Origin of the sequence: Mucilaginibacter gossypii (assembly GCF_900100945.1) — a bacterium.
Taxonomy (GTDB): Bacteria; Bacteroidota; Bacteroidia; order Sphingobacteriales; family Sphingobacteriaceae; genus Mucilaginibacter; species Mucilaginibacter gossypii.
This window is the reverse complement of the sequence record NZ_FNCG01000015.1, coordinates 146,161-164,981: the sequence shown is the minus strand read 5'-3', so window position 1 is coordinate 164,981 and position 18,821 is coordinate 146,161. Positions and strand designations below refer to the sequence as shown.

At 42.8% G+C, this 18,821-nt stretch carries 17 protein-coding genes; 6 read left to right on the top strand and 11 right to left on the bottom strand.

Features of this window, described 5'->3' with window-relative positions; genetic code table 11:
* Positions 1-4: 4 nt before the first annotated feature.
* From rnc to BLS28_RS23225, 3 genes are read right to left on the bottom strand one after another with little or no spacing between them, the layout of a single operon-like run.
* Complete coding sequence (gene rnc / locus BLS28_RS23235; protein ID WP_090534754.1) at positions 5-730, bottom strand: ribonuclease III; 726 nt, start codon at positions 728-730, stop codon at positions 5-7.
* A 10-nt stretch (positions 731-740) separates the two neighbouring features.
* A complete protein-coding gene (gene fabF / locus BLS28_RS23230) occupies positions 741-1,994 on the bottom strand; it encodes a beta-ketoacyl-ACP synthase II (RefSeq protein WP_091173053.1) in 1,254 nt (417 codons plus the stop codon).
* Positions 1,995-2,013: 19 nt separating this feature from the next.
* Positions 2,014-2,250, bottom strand: a complete 237-nt coding sequence (locus tag BLS28_RS23225) for an acyl carrier protein (protein ID WP_031266521.1) — start codon at positions 2,248-2,250, stop codon at positions 2,014-2,016.
* Positions 2,251-2,404: 154 nt separating this feature from the next.
* Here BLS28_RS23225 and BLS28_RS23220 point away from each other — a divergent pair, with 154 nt between their 5' ends.
* Both BLS28_RS23220 and pyk read left to right on the top strand, forming a co-directional pair.
* Positions 2,405-2,824 (top strand): IPExxxVDY family protein, encoded by a 420-nt coding sequence (locus tag BLS28_RS23220; RefSeq protein ID WP_090534796.1) that lies wholly within the window; start codon positions 2,405-2,407, stop codon positions 2,822-2,824.
* Between the two features lie 65 nt (positions 2,825-2,889).
* Positions 2,890-4,329: a pyruvate kinase gene (gene pyk / locus BLS28_RS23215; protein WP_091173049.1), complete on the top strand. Its 1,440-nt coding sequence runs from the start codon at positions 2,890-2,892 to the stop codon at positions 4,327-4,329.
* Between the two features lie 639 nt (positions 4,330-4,968).
* Here the strand turns inward: pyk and BLS28_RS23205 are convergent.
* Positions 4,969-7,824, bottom strand: coding sequence for an ATP-binding protein (locus BLS28_RS23205; protein ID WP_091173043.1), 2,856 nt, complete (start codon positions 7,822-7,824; stop codon positions 4,969-4,971).
* Positions 7,825-8,044: 220 nt separating this feature from the next.
* Between BLS28_RS23205 and BLS28_RS23200 the strand changes: the two genes are divergently transcribed.
* The 4 genes from BLS28_RS23200 to BLS28_RS23185 all read left to right on the top strand — a co-directional run bounded on the left by BLS28_RS23200 (position 8,045) and on the right by BLS28_RS23185 (position 11,201).
* Positions 8,045-8,851: a shikimate dehydrogenase family protein gene (locus BLS28_RS23200; protein ID WP_091173039.1), complete on the top strand. Its 807-nt coding sequence runs from the start codon at positions 8,045-8,047 to the stop codon at positions 8,849-8,851.
* Positions 8,848-9,426: a gliding motility lipoprotein GldD gene (gldD, locus tag BLS28_RS23195; RefSeq protein WP_091173143.1), complete on the top strand. Its 579-nt coding sequence runs from the start codon at positions 8,848-8,850 to the stop codon at positions 9,424-9,426. Before BLS28_RS23200 ends, gldD begins: the two co-directional genes overlap by 4 nt.
* Before the next feature lie 75 nt (positions 9,427-9,501).
* Complete coding sequence (locus tag BLS28_RS23190; protein ID WP_091173140.1) at positions 9,502-10,425, top strand: ROK family protein; 924 nt, start codon at positions 9,502-9,504, stop codon at positions 10,423-10,425.
* Positions 10,426-10,640: 215 nt separating this feature from the next.
* Entirely contained in the window at positions 10,641-11,201 is a 561-nt protein-coding gene (locus BLS28_RS23185; RefSeq protein ID WP_091173036.1) for a hypothetical protein, read from the top strand.
* A 66-nt stretch (positions 11,202-11,267) separates the two neighbouring features.
* Here BLS28_RS23185 and BLS28_RS23180 read toward each other — a convergent pair whose 3' ends face one another.
* The 7 genes from BLS28_RS23180 to accB form a co-directional block, all read right to left on the bottom strand.
* The gene (locus BLS28_RS23180) at positions 11,268-11,786 is read right to left on the bottom strand and encodes a dihydrofolate reductase family protein (protein WP_091173034.1); all 519 of its coding nucleotides are present in this window, start codon (positions 11,784-11,786) and stop codon (positions 11,268-11,270) included.
* A gap of 4 nt (positions 11,787-11,790) precedes the next feature.
* Positions 11,791-13,179 (bottom strand): LutB/LldF family L-lactate oxidation iron-sulfur protein, encoded by a 1,389-nt coding sequence (locus tag BLS28_RS23175; RefSeq protein WP_091173030.1) that lies wholly within the window; start codon positions 13,177-13,179, stop codon positions 11,791-11,793.
* Between the two features lie 322 nt (positions 13,180-13,501).
* Positions 13,502-15,070 (bottom strand): M28 family peptidase, encoded by a 1,569-nt coding sequence (locus BLS28_RS23170; protein ID WP_091173027.1) that lies wholly within the window; start codon positions 15,068-15,070, stop codon positions 13,502-13,504.
* Between the two features lie 129 nt (positions 15,071-15,199).
* Positions 15,200-15,637: a ribose 5-phosphate isomerase B gene (rpiB, locus tag BLS28_RS23165; RefSeq protein WP_091173023.1), complete on the bottom strand. Its 438-nt coding sequence runs from the start codon at positions 15,635-15,637 to the stop codon at positions 15,200-15,202.
* 171 nt (positions 15,638-15,808) lie between these two features.
* Positions 15,809-16,678 carry a twin-arginine translocase subunit TatC gene (gene tatC / locus BLS28_RS23160; protein WP_091173019.1) on the bottom strand — a complete coding sequence of 290 codons (870 nt, stop codon included), beginning with the start codon at positions 16,676-16,678 and terminating at the stop codon, positions 15,809-15,811.
* Between the two features lie 74 nt (positions 16,679-16,752).
* A complete protein-coding gene (gene accC / locus BLS28_RS23155) occupies positions 16,753-18,087 on the bottom strand; it encodes an acetyl-CoA carboxylase biotin carboxylase subunit (RefSeq protein WP_091173015.1) in 1,335 nt (444 codons plus the stop codon).
* 148 nt (positions 18,088-18,235) lie between these two features.
* A complete protein-coding gene (gene accB, locus BLS28_RS23150) occupies positions 18,236-18,709 on the bottom strand; it encodes an acetyl-CoA carboxylase biotin carboxyl carrier protein (RefSeq protein ID WP_091173011.1) in 474 nt (157 codons plus the stop codon).
* Positions 18,710-18,821: the final 112 nt, after the last annotated feature.

Here is an 18,821-nt window from a genome sequence, read left to right as displayed (position 1 = left end):
TGAATCAGATCCCCAAGGCTTCGCATGCTTTTTCAGCGGCAAGCTTTTCGGCGTTCTTTTTACTGAATTCTTTGCCCGAGCCCATCACTTCACCATCTATATTGGCCTGTACAGTGAAAAGCTTGGTGCTTTCGCCGTCCTGGTTGGTTACCAGTTCAAAAATAATATCGCGGCCATGTCGCTGGCACCATTCAATAAGCTTGCTTTTGAAGTTAGTTTCCGTTTGCTCAAGCGTATGAATATCAATATGAGGTTTTATGATGTGGTTGATGAGGAAGTTTTTGGTAAAGTCATAGCCTTTATCCAAATAAACCGCGCCAATCAGGGCTTCAAAGGCATCGCCCAGTAATGATCCCTGCCTGCTTGAGTTAAGCATACGGTTGTCATACTCAATCAATTTATCAAAGCCAAGTTTTTTTCCGAGTGCGTTAAGGTTTACACGGCTTACTATTTTTGAGCGTAATTCGGTCAAAAAGCCCTCATCTTCATAAGGGTATAATTTAAAAAGTACTTCAGCAACAACACTGCCCAGTACGGCATCGCCCAAAAATTCCAGGCGTTCGTTACTGTTTTTTACCCCCTTCTTGATGTTTTGGGCTACCGATTTATGACGGAAAGCCATGCGGTATAAAGACAAATTGCCCGGCACAAAACCGAGCAAATTCTTTAAAATTTTAACATACTTTCTGTTGGGTGATATATAAAGCTTGTAGAACCGACTTATAGGCATCAAACCACAATTAATCTTCGTACTTTTTAAATATTACAGAAGCGTTGTGTCCGCCAAAACCAAATCCATTGCTTTGCACTATATTAATATCGCGTTTTTGAGCGGTATTGAAAGTGAAATTGATCTTAGGATCAAAAGCCGGATCATCAGTAAAGTGATTAATGGTTGGAGGGATGATACCATGTTTTAATGCCAGTATCGATGCAATAGCTTCAACCGCGCCGGCAGCACCAAGTAAATGGCCAGTCATTGATTTGGTTGAGCTAATGTTGATACGGTAAATATCATCGCCAAACACATCCTGTATTGCTTTAATTTCCTGCGGATCACCGATTGGGGTTGATGTGCCGTGAACGTTCACATAATCAATATCGGCAGGGCTAAGTTTAGCATCTTCGAGGGCTGCGCGCATTACAAATGCGGCACCTAAGCCATCGGGATGAGGTGCTGTCATGTGATAGGCATCGGCGCTCATGCCGCCACCCATCATTTCGGCGTATATTTTAGCGCCGCGGGCTTTTGCATGCTCTAACTCCTCTAAAATGATAGTACCTGCTCCTTCACCGGCCACAAAACCATCCCTGTCCAGATCAAACGGACGTGATGCCGTTGCCGGATCATCGTTTCGGGTTGATAATGCATGCATGGCGTTAAAACCACCTATGCCGGCTTCGTTGATAATGGCTTCAGAACCACCGCTGATGAACATGTTAGCTTTACCCAGGCGGATGTAGTTAAATGAATCTATCAAGGAATTATTTGATGAAGCACATGCCGAAACAGTAGTGAAGTTGGGGCCGCGCAAACCATATTTAATAGATATATGGCCGGGGGCTATATCGGCAATCATTTTAGGGATAAAGAACGGGTTAAAACGCGGAGAGCCATCACCTTTGGCAAAGGCCGTCACCTCGTCGAGGAAAGTTTTTAACCCCCCAATACCCGAGCCCCAGATAACGCCAATACGGCTGGTATCCAGTTTTGAAAAATCTAACCCTGCGTCTTTTACGGCTTCTTCGGTTGAAAATAAGGCGTATTGTACAAAGGGATCCAATTTGCGGGCGTCTTTACGGCCCAAAAAACCATCCGCGTCAAAGTCTTTTACTTCGCACGCAAACTTAGTTTTGAATTTTTCGGTATCAAAACTTTTGATCAAGGCAGCGCCACTTACTCCATTGATCAGTCCGTTCCAATAATCTGAAACAGTGTTACCAATAGGAGTAAGTGCTCCAAGCCCGGTTACTACAACTCTTTTAAACTCCATTTAATCCAGTTAAGGAGTTTTATTTAACGTTTTTTTCAAGGTAAGCAACTGCCTGGCCAACAGTACCAATAGTTTCAGCCTGATCGTCAGGAATAGCCACGTTAAATTCTTTTTCAAACTCCATGATTAATTCCACGGTGTCTAACGAGTCGGCACCAAGATCGTTGGTGAAACTCGCTTCTGGCGTAACTTCACTTTCGTCAACACCCAGTTTTTCTACGATAATAGCTTTTACTCTTGAAGCGATATCAGACATAGTCTTTATAGTTTAATGATTAATAAAAATTCAGTGCAAAGAAAAATAAATTCTGTCAATAAACAAATCTAAAACTTTTACAATATAAATCTCTAAACAAAATTTTATTGAAACGGTTTGTATTAGTAATTTTGACGGCGTAAAAGTAATGATTTTGAACAGGAAATTTTTAAAGTTTGAGATCGATTTTGATTTTGTGCTCATTGCAGTAACAAGCTCACTTAAAGATTACCGGGTTTGTTTTCTTATAAACAAGTACTTGAATTTTAATTTCGTAAAAACCGATGACCTGGAAGTAGATATTTACCCCGGGAGCGAACCTGTTTTGTTTTCATTATACCGTTATAGCTGGGAAACCACCGAAACAGACTTCTTCTTTATAGGCAATAAAGGCTCAGATGGCTACCTGGTGCCTGAAATAAAAAGTGCCGACTATTTTTTAATGATCCGTAACTATATAGATGATAATGAGCTTGATACGATCATTTCATCGCTAAATAAAATACCAGAGATTGTTGCAGCTGTAAAGATTGACCCAAAAAAAATAAAATCACGGGAAAATCTTTTATTTTAGCGCCGAATTTAAAAAGATGTTGATTTTACAATCATTAAATACCCTCCAGTTTTAACCCGAATAATATGGAACTATACTATAATCGTACAAAAATTGTTGCCACCATGGGGCCGGCATCAGCTAAAAAGGATGTTTTATTAGCGATGATCAAGGCAGGTGTTAACGTTTGCCGTCTTAATTTTTCGCACGGTAAGCCTGAAGATCATAAGGTAGTGATCGATCTTATCCGTGAAATTAACGAGCAATACAAAACCAACGTAGGTATCCTGGCCGATTTACAGGGCCCAAAGATCCGCATCGGGTTGGTAAAGGACGGCGGTATTCATTTAGTTAACGGAACGCACATTAAAATTACCACTCACGAGTGCATTGGTAACGATGAGCAGATCTATATTACTTATGATACCTTCCCACAGGACGTACAGGCAAACGAAATTATTTTGCTTGATGACGGCAAACTGCAGTTAAGGGTTATTGAAACCAACAAAATTGATACAGTTATATGTGAGGTTGTTCACGGCGGTATCTTAACGTCACGCAAGGGTGTTAACCTGCCTAACACCAAAGTGTCTATCCCAAGCTTAACCGAAGAAGATTTGATCAATCTTGAATTTGCCCTTAAACAGGATGTTGAATGGATCGGTCTTTCTTTTGTTCGCACAGGCGAGGATATCATTGACTTGAAACGTATTATAGCACGCAACGGTTCGGCGGCTAAGGTAATTGCCAAAGTTGAAAAGCCGGAAGCTATTGAAAATATTGATGCCATTATTGCTGCTACAGATGGTGTAATGGTTGCCCGTGGTGACCTTGGTGTTGAAATGCCGCTTGAAGAAGTACCGTTACTGCAAAAAATGATTGCCCGTAAATGTCGCGCTGCTTCAAAGCCGGTTATCGTAGCTACCCAGATGCTGGAATCAATGATCACCACACCACGCCCAACCCGTGCCGAAGTGAATGACGTTGCCAACTCTGTACTTGATGGTGCCGATGCGGTTATGTTAAGCGGCGAAACATCAGTTGGTGAGTTCCCGGTTATTGTTATTGAAACTATGGCCAAAATTGTACGCAATGTTGAAGAATTAGGCTATCCGTTTAACGCTCCAAAGCAAGCAACAGTTAAAGACCCTTCTTCTCCGGATTTCCTGATCAATGCACTTTGCGAATCTGCCGTACATATTGCTGAGCAAAGTAATGCGGTAGGTATCGTTTCCATGACTACTTCAGGTTATACTGCATTTGAAATATCAAGCCACAGGCCTAAAGCCAGTACATATATCTTTACATCAAATAAGCAGCTATTGAATGCGCTTAGCCTCGTTTGGGGTGTGAGGGCGTATTATTATGATCAGCTGGAAAGCACAGATCAAACCATTGCTGATGTTAACGACATCCTTAAAGCTGAAGGCCTGATTAAAACGGGCGACGTAGTTGTTAACACGGCTTCTACCCCTATAATTAAACAGGGTAAAACCAATACGCTTAAATTAAGCGTTGTGGAATAAGGCTATTTAAAATCTTACTTTTAATGAAGAAGGCTCGCCGGGATAACTGGCGGGCTTTTTTGTTGGCGGAATATGCAGACATCAATGGAACAGCGCGTTCCGTCTTATAGGATATAAGGTGATGTATCTGCAAAAAAACAATGCCGGCTACCCGAAAGTAAACCGGCAAAGCACAATTAAAATCAGGCATAATTCAAGTTTAAGTTGAAAGGCTGATTTCTCTTGCTATCCTAAAAAATAAAAGGTAGATGCTTAAATAAATTTATCCGCGTTTATAAAACCTGTTTGAGCACCTGCTGCAGCGATAGCGTTTTACTGCAAGCCGGGGAAGCAACAGTTTAACAATAGCACCTCTTTTTATCCGGTCGCAAAATTTGTTTTTGCATCTCGGACATATTGCATCAGGCGCTTTGCCGATAGTTGGTATTGTATCGGTTTGGCTGTTAAGGGTACGGAGGTTATCCTCATTAAAAGTCACAGTCATTATATTAGGGGGTGATTGTATCTCACAAAGCTGCCTAAAAGCGATATAATAAAACTGCCATTTAGCTTTATAAAACCGCCATTTGCTTAAAAAAAGCCTCCTGTCAGTTAAAGATTTCTGAAAATTAAGAAGACAATGATAACCGGCCGGATTGTTTAAAGTAGCTCGTTAACGTCGCGGCCATAATGTTCCTTAAACAATTTGCCAAAGTATGCAGGTGTATCAAACCCCGCGGCATATGATACTTCGGCAATGGTGCGGTACTTGCCGCTTTCGATAGCTTCGCGTGCTATTTGCAATTTAATGGCGCGGATGTATTTATTAGGCGTAAGTCCGGTAATTGATTTTATGCGGCGAAACAATTGCCGCTCACTGATCGCCAGTTCATAGCTCAGGGCGGCAAGCGTAAGATCGGTTTTGCCGGTATGTTTTCGTACCCGGGCTTCCAATTCCTCAAGCCAGGATAAATCGGCAGGCGAAAGTTTCAAGCCCGGGTTTTCTGCCGGTTGTTCAATCTGCAGATCATTGGTTCCTGTAATCAGCTCATCATCATCAGAGATGGTAGCCCCGGAGCGGGCGGCGGCGTTGTTAATAAGATTAACAGTGCGTGCAAGCAATTCGCTGCTTAAAAATGGTTTGGTGAGATAATCATCAACACCAATATGAAGCGCTTTAAGCTTATGCCGTGTATTGGCCAGTGCGGTGAGCATGATCACTGGGATGTTGCAGTAAGCCGGGCTTTGCTTCAGGGTTTCAAGCAGGGTAAAGCCATCCATTTCGGGCATCATCACATCTGATATGATCAGGCTGGGCATTACCGGCATATCCTGCAGTTTTTGCAGTGCTGCGCGGCCATTGCCGGCAGTGATGAGTCGATATTGTGGCCGTAAAATATCTGCAATGTAAGCAGCCATTTCATGATGGTCTTCAACCAGCATAATAAGTTCCCCGTTAGTGTCTTTCCCCACGGTTTTACTATTCGAAACAATTACGGCTTCTGTTCCGGACACTTCAGTTGCCGGCTTTTCAGTTGCCTTAAACGGGATAACTATCTTAAAAAACACACCCTTTCCCCAATTATTATCAACCGCAATATGCCCGCCCATCAGTTCTGTAAGTTCACGTGCTATAGCAAGGCCTATGCCAGTGCCGCCTTCTGAGGGTTCGTTATTACCTCTGCCCTGGTAATAGCGGTCAAAAATGTTAGGCAGATCATCCGGATGAATCCCCACACCGGTATTGGCTACTCCAAACTCAATCATTTCCAGCTTTATATCAGCAGTAATGGTTATAGTACCTGCATAAGGCGTAAACTTAATAGCATTACTGATGAGGTTATTAGCTATTTTTTCAAACTTTTCCTGATCGAGCAAAACAAAAAGCGCCGGATCAATGAAGTTGAGCAGTCTGTAATCCATTTGTTTATATTCAGCGGCCGATACAAAACCCTGGTATAGTATCTTTACAAATGATAATAATGCAACGGGCTGGGGTTGTAATGCTAATTTCCCTGCTTCCAATTTGCCAAGATCAAGCAATTCGTTGGCCATATTGAGTAGCTTTTTGCTATTGCGTAATATCGAATGCAGCATGTTAAGCTGTTCATCTTCATAATTAGTAAAAGCCAGGAGCTGAACCGCCGGCCCCATGATGAGCGTTAATGGAGTGCGTAATTCATGACTTACGTTTGCAAAAAAGCGTGTTTTCATAGCATCCATTTTTTCCAGTTGACTATGTTCTTCGGCCAGCAACGCCGTCTCTCTTTTCTTTTTAAGAATAAACCAACGATAACTGATAATGGAGGACATTACTATAAACAGCGCAAGCACAATTAAAAAATTCCGTTGTACCTCAACCAGCTTAGTTTCACCGGCGGCTATTAATAACCGTTTATCGGCCTGGTATTTTTTATCCAGTTCGGAAGCATCCCTTGCTTTATCAAGCTGGTTGATACTGTCATTAAGCCGCCGGTACAGATAACTATACTTAAAAGCGTTTTTATAATCACCAATACCTTCATATGCATCGGTTAAATGATTATAGATGTTTTTTTGTACGGTGATGTTACTTTGTGATTCGGGTTGGATACTAACCGCCATTTCCCCGTATCGCGCGGCCTTCTTAAACTCCTTATGATCAACATACATGGTCATAAGTTCGTTAAGGTTATGCTTTTCGAGAGTTTTGAACTCGCCTTTGCGGGATAATTCCAGTGATTTCATCAGGATCTCCTCTGCCTTTTTATCCTGGTTGGTCATGAGGTAAAGCCGGCCCAGATTGCCCTGGTAACGGGCTATGCTAAAATCTGAAAGAAAATGAGCATACTTTTTATCAAGTACCTGTTCCATTAGCCGGGTAGCTTTTACCAGGTTACCCGGCGACGATATACTCCGTTCGGAAAGGATGTTAGATAGGTTACTCAGCGCAAAAATATAAGAAGCTGTATCTTTTATGCTCAATGCATCTTTTGAAGCTTGCTCAGCATAAGGCAGGGCTTGTTTAGGGTTACCAATCGACCGATAAATATCGGCAATACAAGCGCGGCAGTCTATACTTAAACTTTTCCATCCCCTATTATCGCACTCTTTCAGTATTTTAAAAGCAACGTTTAAGGCTTCAACCGTTTTGGCTTCGCGGCTGAGCATGTAGGCTACCATTATTGGTGCTTTTTCATAAGTAAGTGAATCGGCCGTGGTTGTCAATTTGGTAGCTTCACGACCAAAGGTTAAAGCATCATGTTCATTACCAATGCCATAAGCCTGGTAAGCCCGGGCCAGCAACACCCGCGCTTCAAATGGTTTATTGTTATTTTTCCTGGCCGAATCGATCAGCTTTTTTGCAAGCACAGCTGCCGAATCCGGACTTTTCATGCTGCGGAGTATTTTTAGTACAGGTTCTTTAGCGGGCCGGGATTGACTTTGAGCCAGTGCAGCAAAGCTGCATAAAATGGTAACACAAAAAGGGATGATCCTTCGGAAAAGATGAATAGGGTAAATTGTAATAGGGGTCATGATATTGAAGCCCAAATTACAATTTTATCGGCGCCCGGAATTACCTTAATTTGAAATAAATCTCCTTATAAACAATTTTTATCCAAGGTTTTTTCAGCTTACCCGTTTTAAATCAATAGTTAAAACTGCCAGTTTTGCTGTTAATATTACACCATTAAAGCTATGCCAGCTTAAGCTATAATTGATTACTTTAGCAGCTGATATCGTTATAAAATTGACCATGAAACACTACGGGCTAATTGGTTTTCCGCTCTCTCATTCATTTTCAAAAAAGTTTTTTACCGAAAAGTTCAAAAACGAAGGGATTACAGATGCACGCTATGATCTTTACCCTATTGAGCATATCAAGGACCTGCAGGACCTGCTTGATGAGCATCCGGATATTTGCGGCCTTAATGTAACCATTCCTCATAAAATAAACGTGCTGCCTTTTTTAGATTGGATAGAGCATGACGCCCGTACAGCCGGCGCTGTAAACTGTATCAGGGTGACTGCCGAAAGCCCGATTGAAGCCGCATTTTCGGGCGAGATAGGGGTTAAAGACCATGATTTCAGACTGGAAGGTTATAATACCGATATTTATGGGTTTGAGGAATCATTAAAGCCTTTAATTGGAGATGGCAATGATGACGCCCTGGTTTTGGGCGATGGAGGTGCCGCAAAAGCAGTAAAATGTGTACTGGAAAATTTAGGTATCACCTATAAAGTTGTTACCCGCAAGCCAACACACCATGCGGATAATATTTTGTTTAAAGATCTTCAGCCACACCATATCTTACAGCACAAACTTATCATCAATACAACTCCTTTGGGTACCCATCCTAATATTGATGAATGCCCGCCTATACCTTATGATTTTATTGGCGAAAATCATATTTTGTACGACCTGATCTATAATCCCGAAGAAACCCTGTTTTTAAAACACGGCCGCGAGCGCGGCGCGGTAACTAAAAATGGCTACGAAATGCTGGTTTTGCAGGCCGAAAAATCATGGGAGATCTGGAACTCAAAGGAGAAACATCCATGAAGTATGTAAGTTTACTGGCAGCAGTGCTATTGTTTTTGTCCGCATGCAGCGGCAATCATGATTACGCGCCCAAGCCCCGCGGCTACTATCGCATTCCGTTCCCAAAAAAAGAATACCAGGATTACGCTGCCGGTTGTCCGTATGCTTTTACATATCCCAAGTACGCCTTTATAGAACCGGATAAAAAGCGAGGTGCCAAACCTTGCTGGATAAACATGCAGTTCCCGCGGTTTAATGCCACGCTGCATTTAAGCTATCAGCCCATCACCTCAAAAAAAGAGTTTAACCAACTGGTGGAGGATGCCCGCACCTTCGCCTTTAAGCATACCGTAAAAGCCACATCCATTGACGAAGGCATCATCCATTATACTGATAAAAAAGTTTATGGCATTTATTATACCATAGACGGCAATGCCGCTTCATCGGCGCAGTTTTTCCTTACAGATAGTGTGCATAATTATATACGGGGAGCGCTATATTTTAACACCGAACCCCGGCTCGACTCCATACAACCTGTGCTTAGTTTTATAAAGCAGGATATGGCGGTGATGATTAAAAGTTTTAAGTGGAAGTAGAAGCCAAAACCGGAGACAAGACAGCGAGATATTAGAAGCAAGATTTTTAGAACCGGGATGCAGGATATTTTAACCATGCAAAATTGCTATATAGGTATTGAAATAGGCGGAACCAAACTGCAAATAGTTTTGGCCGATGATAGTTTTATTGTCAACAGGGCATTTCGTTTTGCGGTAGACAGAGTGTTGGGTGCCGCAGGGATCAGGGAGCATATTGCCCAAACCATCACCAATATTTCAAAAGAGTATATCATTAAAGGCATAAGCATCGGTTTTGGCGGACCGGTTGACAGGGAGGCGGGCTGCATTGCTAAGTCGCACCAGTTAAGCGGATGGGACGGATTTAACATTTCGGGTTGGTTGCAACAGCAGGTTAATGCACCGGTTATTTTGGAGAATGATGCTAATGCAGCTGCCCTTGGCGAGGCATTAAAAGGGGCCGGGCGTAACTATGAACATGTATTTTATGTAACTCTTGGCAGTGGTGTAGGTGCCGGAATGGTCATTAACGGCCAAATTTATCACGGGACAAAACCCGGAGAAGCTGAGATAGGGCATATCCGCCTTAACCGCGAAGGCCTTACGCTTGAAGATAGCTGCTCGGGCTGGGCGGTTGACAAAAAGATCCGTACAGTAATCGCTCAAAAGCCTGATGGTAAACTGGCCCAACTTTGTGCGGATGTAAATGGAGACGAGGCCAAAATGTTACTAACTGCTTTGGAACAGGGAGATGCAGATGCGCTGAAAATATTGAATGATACCGCTGCCGACCTGGGCTTCGGCTTATCACACGCCGTACATCTTTTTCACCCTGATATCATAGTGTTGGGCGGCGGGTTATCTTTATTGGGTGAGCCTTTGCGGATTCGCGTACAAGAGGTTATTCGGGCTAATACTATGGCACTGTTTTTACCCGGCCCCGAGGTTGTAATAGCCAAATTAGGCGAACTGGCAGTACCCGTTGGGGCAATTGAAAACTTAAGGAAACATATAGGTTAAATTAATTACCCTTCAAGGTTAGTTTCTCGCAATTTTAGAAAATCATTCCACCTGAAAAAGCCTGCCTCTATATGAGCGATCCCGATCAGGATGAAAAATATGGCTTAGCTATCCCATAAAACTTATTTGTTCTGTTTCCACCAAATTTACAAACACGCAGATGGATCTGTTGTTAATAGTACAGCGGCGTAATAACTGCCAATAATTTATAAACAATGAAACTCATCAAATTCAATAAAATAGGTAATGATATCCGTTTACATACCGAAAGCCTTGCCCATATGGGGTTTAGGAAAATATTTGAAGGTATCGATCAGCTTAAAATAAAAAACGGCGTTGATAAACTCGGCCTCGAAGGTTTTATTAACCAGTGCGCTTGTCTTGCAGCAGGTTCGGGGGCTATGGCAGGCAGCGGGGGGATGTTTACCCTCGTAGCGGGGATCCCATTTGATTTCATCAATTTGATCACCCAGCAGTTTAGGGCTATTATGGGCATTATGTATTATTATCGGGGCACGTATGATAATGGTTTCGACGATTTTATGTCGTTAGTAGCAACATCCGTAAGGGTGGAAGCCGGCGTGGCTATCACCAGATCCATGATGGAAGGCATTGCCGAAAGGATGCTGATGATATTAGGCACCCGCACTGCCGAACGCCTGGTTCCGGTTGTAGGCGCGGTTATTGGCGGTACGGCAAATTACCTGTTTATTAAACGCATGGCCGAGCAGGTGAAACGGATGCAAAAGGATTTTGTGGTTATTGAAGTAGGATAGGGCAACTAAGCGCAGAGCAGGCATATAGGCCTTTAACTTTAGCTTTCAAGTAATTACAGATTTGAACTACGGTTTGATGATATACCTGAGTTGAATAAGTCCGCTTGAAAATTGCTCGGCATCAAGCAATACCAGGTTAATGCGTTCTTTTATATTTGTAAAAAGTGGTTTTCCACTACCTAAAATTACCGGGTGTACTGATAGTAATAATTCGGAGATTAGATTTTTTTTGATAAACGCTTCAACAAGTTCTGCCCCGCCAAACAACCAGATATCGCGTCCTTCCTGGCTCCTGATTTCTTCGACCCTGTTTTTAAAATCAGCAGGCCTTATTATTTCAACATTATCAGCTTGGGGATCATGAAGTGTATCCGAAAACACATAAATTTTCATGGCGGCAAACATTTTTGGATCGGTACGCATGATCAGCTCATAACTTTTGCGCCCGATGAAGATGGCATCACAGGCTTTAAAAAAGTCGGTAAGGCCATAATCCTGGTCGTCAAAGCACCAGTCGTACTCACCATTAGGGCCCTCAATATAGCTGTCGAGACTAACAGCTACGTTTAAAATTATTTTACGCATAGCATTATTCTTCGGGTGTGTTGTTCATTTCCTGCCATTGCTTGCTAAATGACTTATCAGCTACCCGAGGCATCTCGCGTAAATGGCCCCAGGTACGTTTAAAGAAGGTTTTAAGCAGGAAGTTTTTCATGCCGCCGCCAAAAAAATCGGTAAGTTTGCGTTTAAGCATTCCCTTTTTCCAGATAGCCCAGCCCCAGCGTTCTTTATTGGTAACCAGGTTTTCGTTAACCGCATCGCGGCGGTTAAGGAGCAACATTTTATGGATGTCGATCTTAACCGGGCAAACCTCGGTACATTTACCACACAGGCTTGAAGCATAGCTCAGGTGTTTAAAATTTTCCATCCCCTGAGTATGCGGGGTAATAATAGAGCCTATCGGGCCACTGTAAGTGGTGGCATAAGTGTGGCCTCCAATGTTTTTATAAATGGGGCAACCGTTAAGGCAAGCCCCGCAACGGATGCAGTAAAGGCCCTGGCGCTGGTCTTTTTTTGCCAGCAGGTTGGTGCGGCCATTATCCAGCAGTACTACGTACATTTCCTCAGGTCCGTCGGTTTCATCCGGCCGGCGCGGACCACTTAATATAGTATTGTAAACCGTAAGATTTTGGCCGGTACCATGAGTAGATAGCATTGGCCAAAACAAGTCCAGATCGGTAATGGAAGGGATGATCTTCTCGATCCCCACAATGGCAATATGGATTTTAGGGAATGTAGTACAAAGGCGCGCGTTGCCTTCATTTTCGCTGATGGCGATGCTGCCGGTATCTGCTAATAAGAAATTGGCACCGGTAATACCTACATCGGCCTGTACATATTTTTCACGAAGCAACTCACGGGCTTTCAGGGTAATTTGTTCGGGCGTGGCATCAATGGGGGTGCCAAATTTTTCGTGGAAAAGTTTCGCGATATCCTCCTTGCTGAGGTGCATAGCCGGGGTAACAATATGATATGGCTTTTGGCCCAGCAGCTGCACTATATATTCACCCAGGTCGGTTTCAAGCGATTCTATTTGATTGCTCTCTAAAAACTCGTTCAGGTGAATTTCTTCCGTAACCATCGATTTGGATTTCACCACAGTTTTGGCGTTGGCTTTTTTGATGATGTTCAGGATTTCGCGCTGGGCCTCCTCAACGTCATTTGCCCAGATCACCTTGCCGCCTCGTTTCTGAAAATTGGCCTCAAATTCGGGTAGGAACTTATCCAGGTTTTCCATCACCTTCCATTTAAGCACATGACCTTTCTTTTTGGCATTATCTAAATTGATAATGCGCGAAAGGCCCCGCGATACCGCTGTATTGTACCGGTCAATATTGAAGTTGATGATGCGACGGTGATCGGCATCAAAAGCCTTCTCCTCCGATTTTACCAAAAATTCTTCAGCGGTTGCTCCCATATATGCGAAAGTAGGATTTTTGTTTTATTTTTTGGGTGAGTGGTTGATTAAGTTGATTATATGGGTGGTTGTTTTTGAACAGATAACATGTTAGAAGGTTTTAAAAGCTTCTCATTGCCGTAGGTTTAGCGCAGCGTAACCCGTGGTTCTAAATAATTGAAGCTTTCAGCTTCAGTGGTTAAGTTGAAAACTTAACCGATACAACCCACGGGTTACGCTGCGCTAAACCCACGGGAGTTATTTATAAAACACAAAAGGCGCATATTGTGCGCCTTTTGTGTTTTATTTTGATGAGAGAACCACTCTCCCCATCAACCACTCACTATTTCCCTCGGGCAGCAGCTTCATCCACTACAGGGCGTTTATCGCGGTTAGCAAGCTCCCATCCTGTGTAAAATACCAGTTGAGCGCGTTTGGCGAGTAGCGGGAAATTGATTTTGCTTACTTCATCACCCGGCTGGTGGTAATCAGCGTGTACACCGTTGAAGTAGAAGATGATTGGTACGCCATGTTTTGCAAAATTGTAATGATCGCTGCGGTAGTAAAACCTGTTTGGATCATTTGGATCGTCATACTTGTAATCAAGCTTTAACTTGGTATAAGTGTTATTGGCATTCTCGCCAATTTCATGCAGTTCTTTGCTTAGCATGGCCGACCCGATGGGGTAGACATAATTTGCAGAATCGGGTTTGCCGATATATTCTTCACCAACGCGGCCAATCATATCAATGTTTAAATCGGTAATGGTATTAGCCAGTGGGAATACAGGATGATCTGAATAATACTCAGACCCTAATAAACCTTTCTCTTCGCCAATGTTACCTAAAAACAGGATGCTGCGGCGTGGCCCGTGCCCATCTTTTTTAGCTTTAGCGAACGCGCGAGCAATTTCCAGAACGCCGGTAGTACCTGATCCATCATCATCGGCACCGTTGTTCACTTTATCTTTAGCCTTTTCGTCGGGGTTTAAACCGATGTGGTCATAATGTGCCGAAAAGACCAACACTTCATCTTTCAGGTCGGTACCCTGCATATAGCCTAACACATCAACCGCTTTTACATCTTTTTTAGTAGTTGCGTAGTTTATAACCACGTTGTTTTTAATGTCTGTTGCAGGAGTAGTAGATGCTGCCGAAGCAGATTTAAGATCAGCATAAGTTTTGCCGGTTGGTTTTATCAGTTCGTCAGCCAACGCTGCAGTGATGTTAAATACAGGGGCATTGGTGTTTGCCGGTTTGCCTGCTTCGTCTTTAATGGTTAACCGCGGACTTGTTACGCTTTTTCCAAAACGGGCCAGTGCGGCGGCAATACCAGGGTTAGCAGCTAATATAATAGCCGGATTTTTGCTTTGTAAGTTTTTTACAACCTTCATACGCGCATTGCTCATGCGGTAGCTGGTGTTTGGTGTTGTGCCTGCTTCGGGTTTATCTTCGTTGATCCAAAGTATAATTTTACCCGCCAGATCAGTGCTGCCTATTTCGGCATCGGTACCGTAGCCAACAAAAACGATATCACTTACAGATGTGCTTTTATCCGGGAATGCTCCTCCTAAATAAAAATCGGTACCATACTCAAACGATTTACCATTAACAGTAAATGCTGTTACTTTTAAAGCATTTTCGGTAAGTGGCACGTCAAAAAAGTATGAGCCGTTAACGGGTGCCTGCAGGCCTAATTTTTTAAATTCGGCGGCTATATAGTTAGCGGCCTTTTCAGCGCCTGGTTTGCCCGTTTCGCGGCCTTCAAAGGCATCCGAAGCCAGGATGCTCAGGTGCTTTTTCGCATCTTCAGCAGTTATGAGCCCGGCATATTTCATTGCCGTGGCATTCTGCTGGGCACAGGCTGTCGTTGCCGAAGCCAGCGCGATGAGCAATAGTGGTAATTTATTCATTCTTTTAGTTAATAGTTCTTTTTTTGAGGTTAAAGGGCAAAGGTGAAAGGCAAAAGGCAGCTGCCTTTTGCAAAACAAACGAAGAGATAAAAAAAACCTTTAACCTTTCGCCTTTTCCCTTTAACCTAATTACATGCAGGCTATCTTTTCCACACGGTTAGCATGCCTGCCGCCTTCAAATTCAGTATTTAAAAATGTAGTTACTATAGCGTTCGCTTCTTCGGGGGTAACAAAGCGGGCAGGTACGCAAACTATGTTGGCATTATTATGGCTACGGGCCAGTACTGCTATTTCTTCTTTCCAGCAAATGGCAGCACGAATGCCCTGGTGTTTGTTGGCGGTTATGGCAACGCCATTGGCGGCGCCGCAAATCAGGATCCCCAGGTCGCATTCACCGCTTTCAACGGCATTGGCTACAGGGTGGGCAAAATCGGGATAATCAACCGATTCGGATGAATAGGTGCCGAAATCTTTTACTTCGACAGAAGACAGTGCCTTTGTTAAAATTTGTTTGTAATCATACCCGGCGTGGTCCGAACCGATAGCTATTTTTAATCCTTGCTTCATTTATCAAAAGTATAACGTTTTATCGCTTTTTAAAGGTAAATAATTTGTTATAAACCAACCGGCGTGTATCTACCGAAAAGGGGGATTATTACAGTCAAAAATATGCAGATCTCACTTTTTCGATACAGTCCAATAAAAACTACTTGTTAACTGTAAAATAAAGCGATTTTACTATTCGCCTTTTTCGAAATCAAGTTCCTTTTTGATCTTACGTTTTTCAACAAGGCCTGCTACAACAATACTAACCTCATACAACACAAACAGCGGGATACTAACAACTGTCATGGTGAGCATATCAGGAGTTGGGGTAACCACGGCGGCTATGACCAGGATCACCACAATAGCATAACGGCGGGTTTCTTTCATGAACTTAGGCGTCATGATACCCAGGTTAGCCAATATATAAACCAGTATAGGCAATTGGAAAACAACGCCTGTAGCGAGGGTAAGGGTAGCTACTGACGAGATATAAGAATCGATATCAAATAAGTTTTGGATAACCGTACTTACTGTATAACTCGACAGGAAATTAATAGACATCGGTGTGATCACAAAGTAACCAAAAGTGATCCCTAAAAAGAAAAGCACACAGGCATAAAATACAAAGCCGGTTGCGGCTTTACGCTCGGCGTCATGCAATGCGGGTTTAATAAAACGCCATATCTCCCATATCAGGTAAGGAACGCCTAATGTAATACCAATAATTAATGCCGAGTTAATTTGGAGGGTAAACTGCCCCGCCATTTCGGTGTTGATTAATTTAATATTTACTTTGTCAATGCAAAAACCATCCCGGTGCAAAGCTGCACCAATTTTGCAAAGCATCCGGTAAGTCCAGAAGGTTGATTTACTGGGGCCCATGATAATGGTATCAAAGATCCAGTCGTAGTAGTAAAAAACAACAGCGGTAAATATTACAATTGCTACCGAAGCTCTTACGAGGTGCCATCTCAAGGCTTCGAGGTGATCAAAGAACGACATTTCTGCCTCTAACGTTTTACCTTTATCCTTTATGGCCTTGATGATCTTGTTTTCGCTCATTGTAATATATACCGCTGTATCAACGCTATAGTGCTAAATACGTTTTATAGTATGAAGATAGTTTGAATTTATTTTTATAATTCAAATGTATCCATAAACTTGGTGGTAAAGTTACCAGCGCGGAAGTTAGGATCCTTCAATAATTTTAAATGGAATGGAATAGTAGTTTTCACGCCTTCTATCACAAATTCGCTCAATGCGCGCTCCATGGTGCTTAAAGCTTCATCGCGGGTTTGGGCCACGCAAATTACCTTTGCAATCATCGAATCGTAGTTTGGCGGGATAACATAGCCTGTATACACGTGTGTATCAATACGTACACCATGGCCACCGGGAGAGTGGAAATTGGTTATTTTACCCGGTGACGGACGGAAACTGTTAAACGGATCTTCGGCATTGATACGGCATTCAATGGCATGCATTGTTGGCTCGTAATTTTTACCTGAAATAGGGATTCCTGCAGCTACCTTAATTTGCTCTTTGATCAGGTCGAAGTTAATCACCTCTTCGGTAACCGGGTGTTCTACCTGGATGCGGGTGTTCATCTCCATAAAGTAGAAGTTGCGATCTTTATCAACCAAAAACTCTACAGTGCCGGCACCTTCATATTTAACAGCTTTGGCGCCTTTAATAGCTGCCTCACCCATTTTTTTACGGAGTTTTTCGGTCATGAAAGGGGAAGGTGATTCCTCAACCAGTTTCTGGTGACGGCGCTGAATAGAGCAGTCACGTTCAGAAAGATGGCATACTTTGCCAAACTGATCGCCCACAACCTGAATTTCGATGTGGCGCGGGTCCTGAACATATTTTTCAAGGTATAAGCCATCGTTACCAAAGGCTGCACCTGATTCGGCACGAGCCGAGTCCCAGGCGTTCTCAAACTCTTCGTCTTTCCAAACAATGCGCATCCCGCGGCCACCACCGCCGGCAGTTGCTTTTAATATAACAGGGTAACCTATTTTATTGGCGATAGCAATACCCGATTTTACATCGGCAAGCAGACCATCAGATCCGGGAACAATAGGCACACCGGCTTTTTTCATGGTATCTTTGGCCGAAGCTTTATCACCCATCTGGTTGATCTGCTCGGCAGTAGCACCGATAAATTTGATACCATACTCAGCGCAAATGGCCGAAAATTTAGCATTTTCAGACAGGAAACCGTAACCTGGATGGATCGCATCTGCATTGGTTAGTTCGGCAGCCGAAATGATATTAGGAATATTTAAATAAGAATCGCGGCTTGGCGGCGGACCGATACAAACAGCTTCGTCGGCAAAACGAACGTGAAGGCTGTCGCGATCTGCAGTTGAATATACAGCAACCGTTTTAATACCCATTTCCTTACAGGTGCGGATAATACGAAGGGCGATTTCGCCACGGTTAGCTATTAATATTTTTTTAAACATTGTTTTTCTTGAATGTGCAAATTACAGATGTGCAAATATGCAGATGAAAAATATTAATGAATGATTGAAGGGCAAATATGTAAATTATAAATGTGCAAACGAATTAAATATCATCTGCACATCTGTAATCTGCACATATGTGCATCAATTAAACTGGTTCTACTAAAAACAGTGGTTGATCGTACTCAACTGGTGAAGCGTTATCAACAAGTACTTTTACTATACGGCCTGAAACTTCAGATTCAATTTCATTGAACAGTTTCATAGCCTCAATGATACATACTACGCTACCTGGTTTAATCTCGTCGCCAACATTAACAAACAGGGGTTTATCCGGGCTTGATGAACGATAAAAAGTACCGATCATTGGTGATTTTACGGTAATGTATTTCGACGTATCCGGAGCAGCAGGAGCAGCAGGCTCAACAGGCGCAGGAGCCGGTGCAGTTGGTAATGCCTGTGTAACAGGTTGCGTAACTGCCGGAATAGTGGCATGAACCACTGTAGGTTGCACCTCGTTGGTTTTTATTGTGATCTTAAAATCTTTTTGCTCGATTGATACTTCGTTCACGCCCGATTTGGAAACAAAGCGAATAAGGTCCTGAATTTGTTTAATATCCATGTTGAAGGATTAATTGGTTTTGGACAAAGTTTATATCTAAGTTATAGTCAAATGTGCAGATATGCAAATGCGCAAATATGCAAGTTATGTGTTGATTAATTAGTGAGCGGAT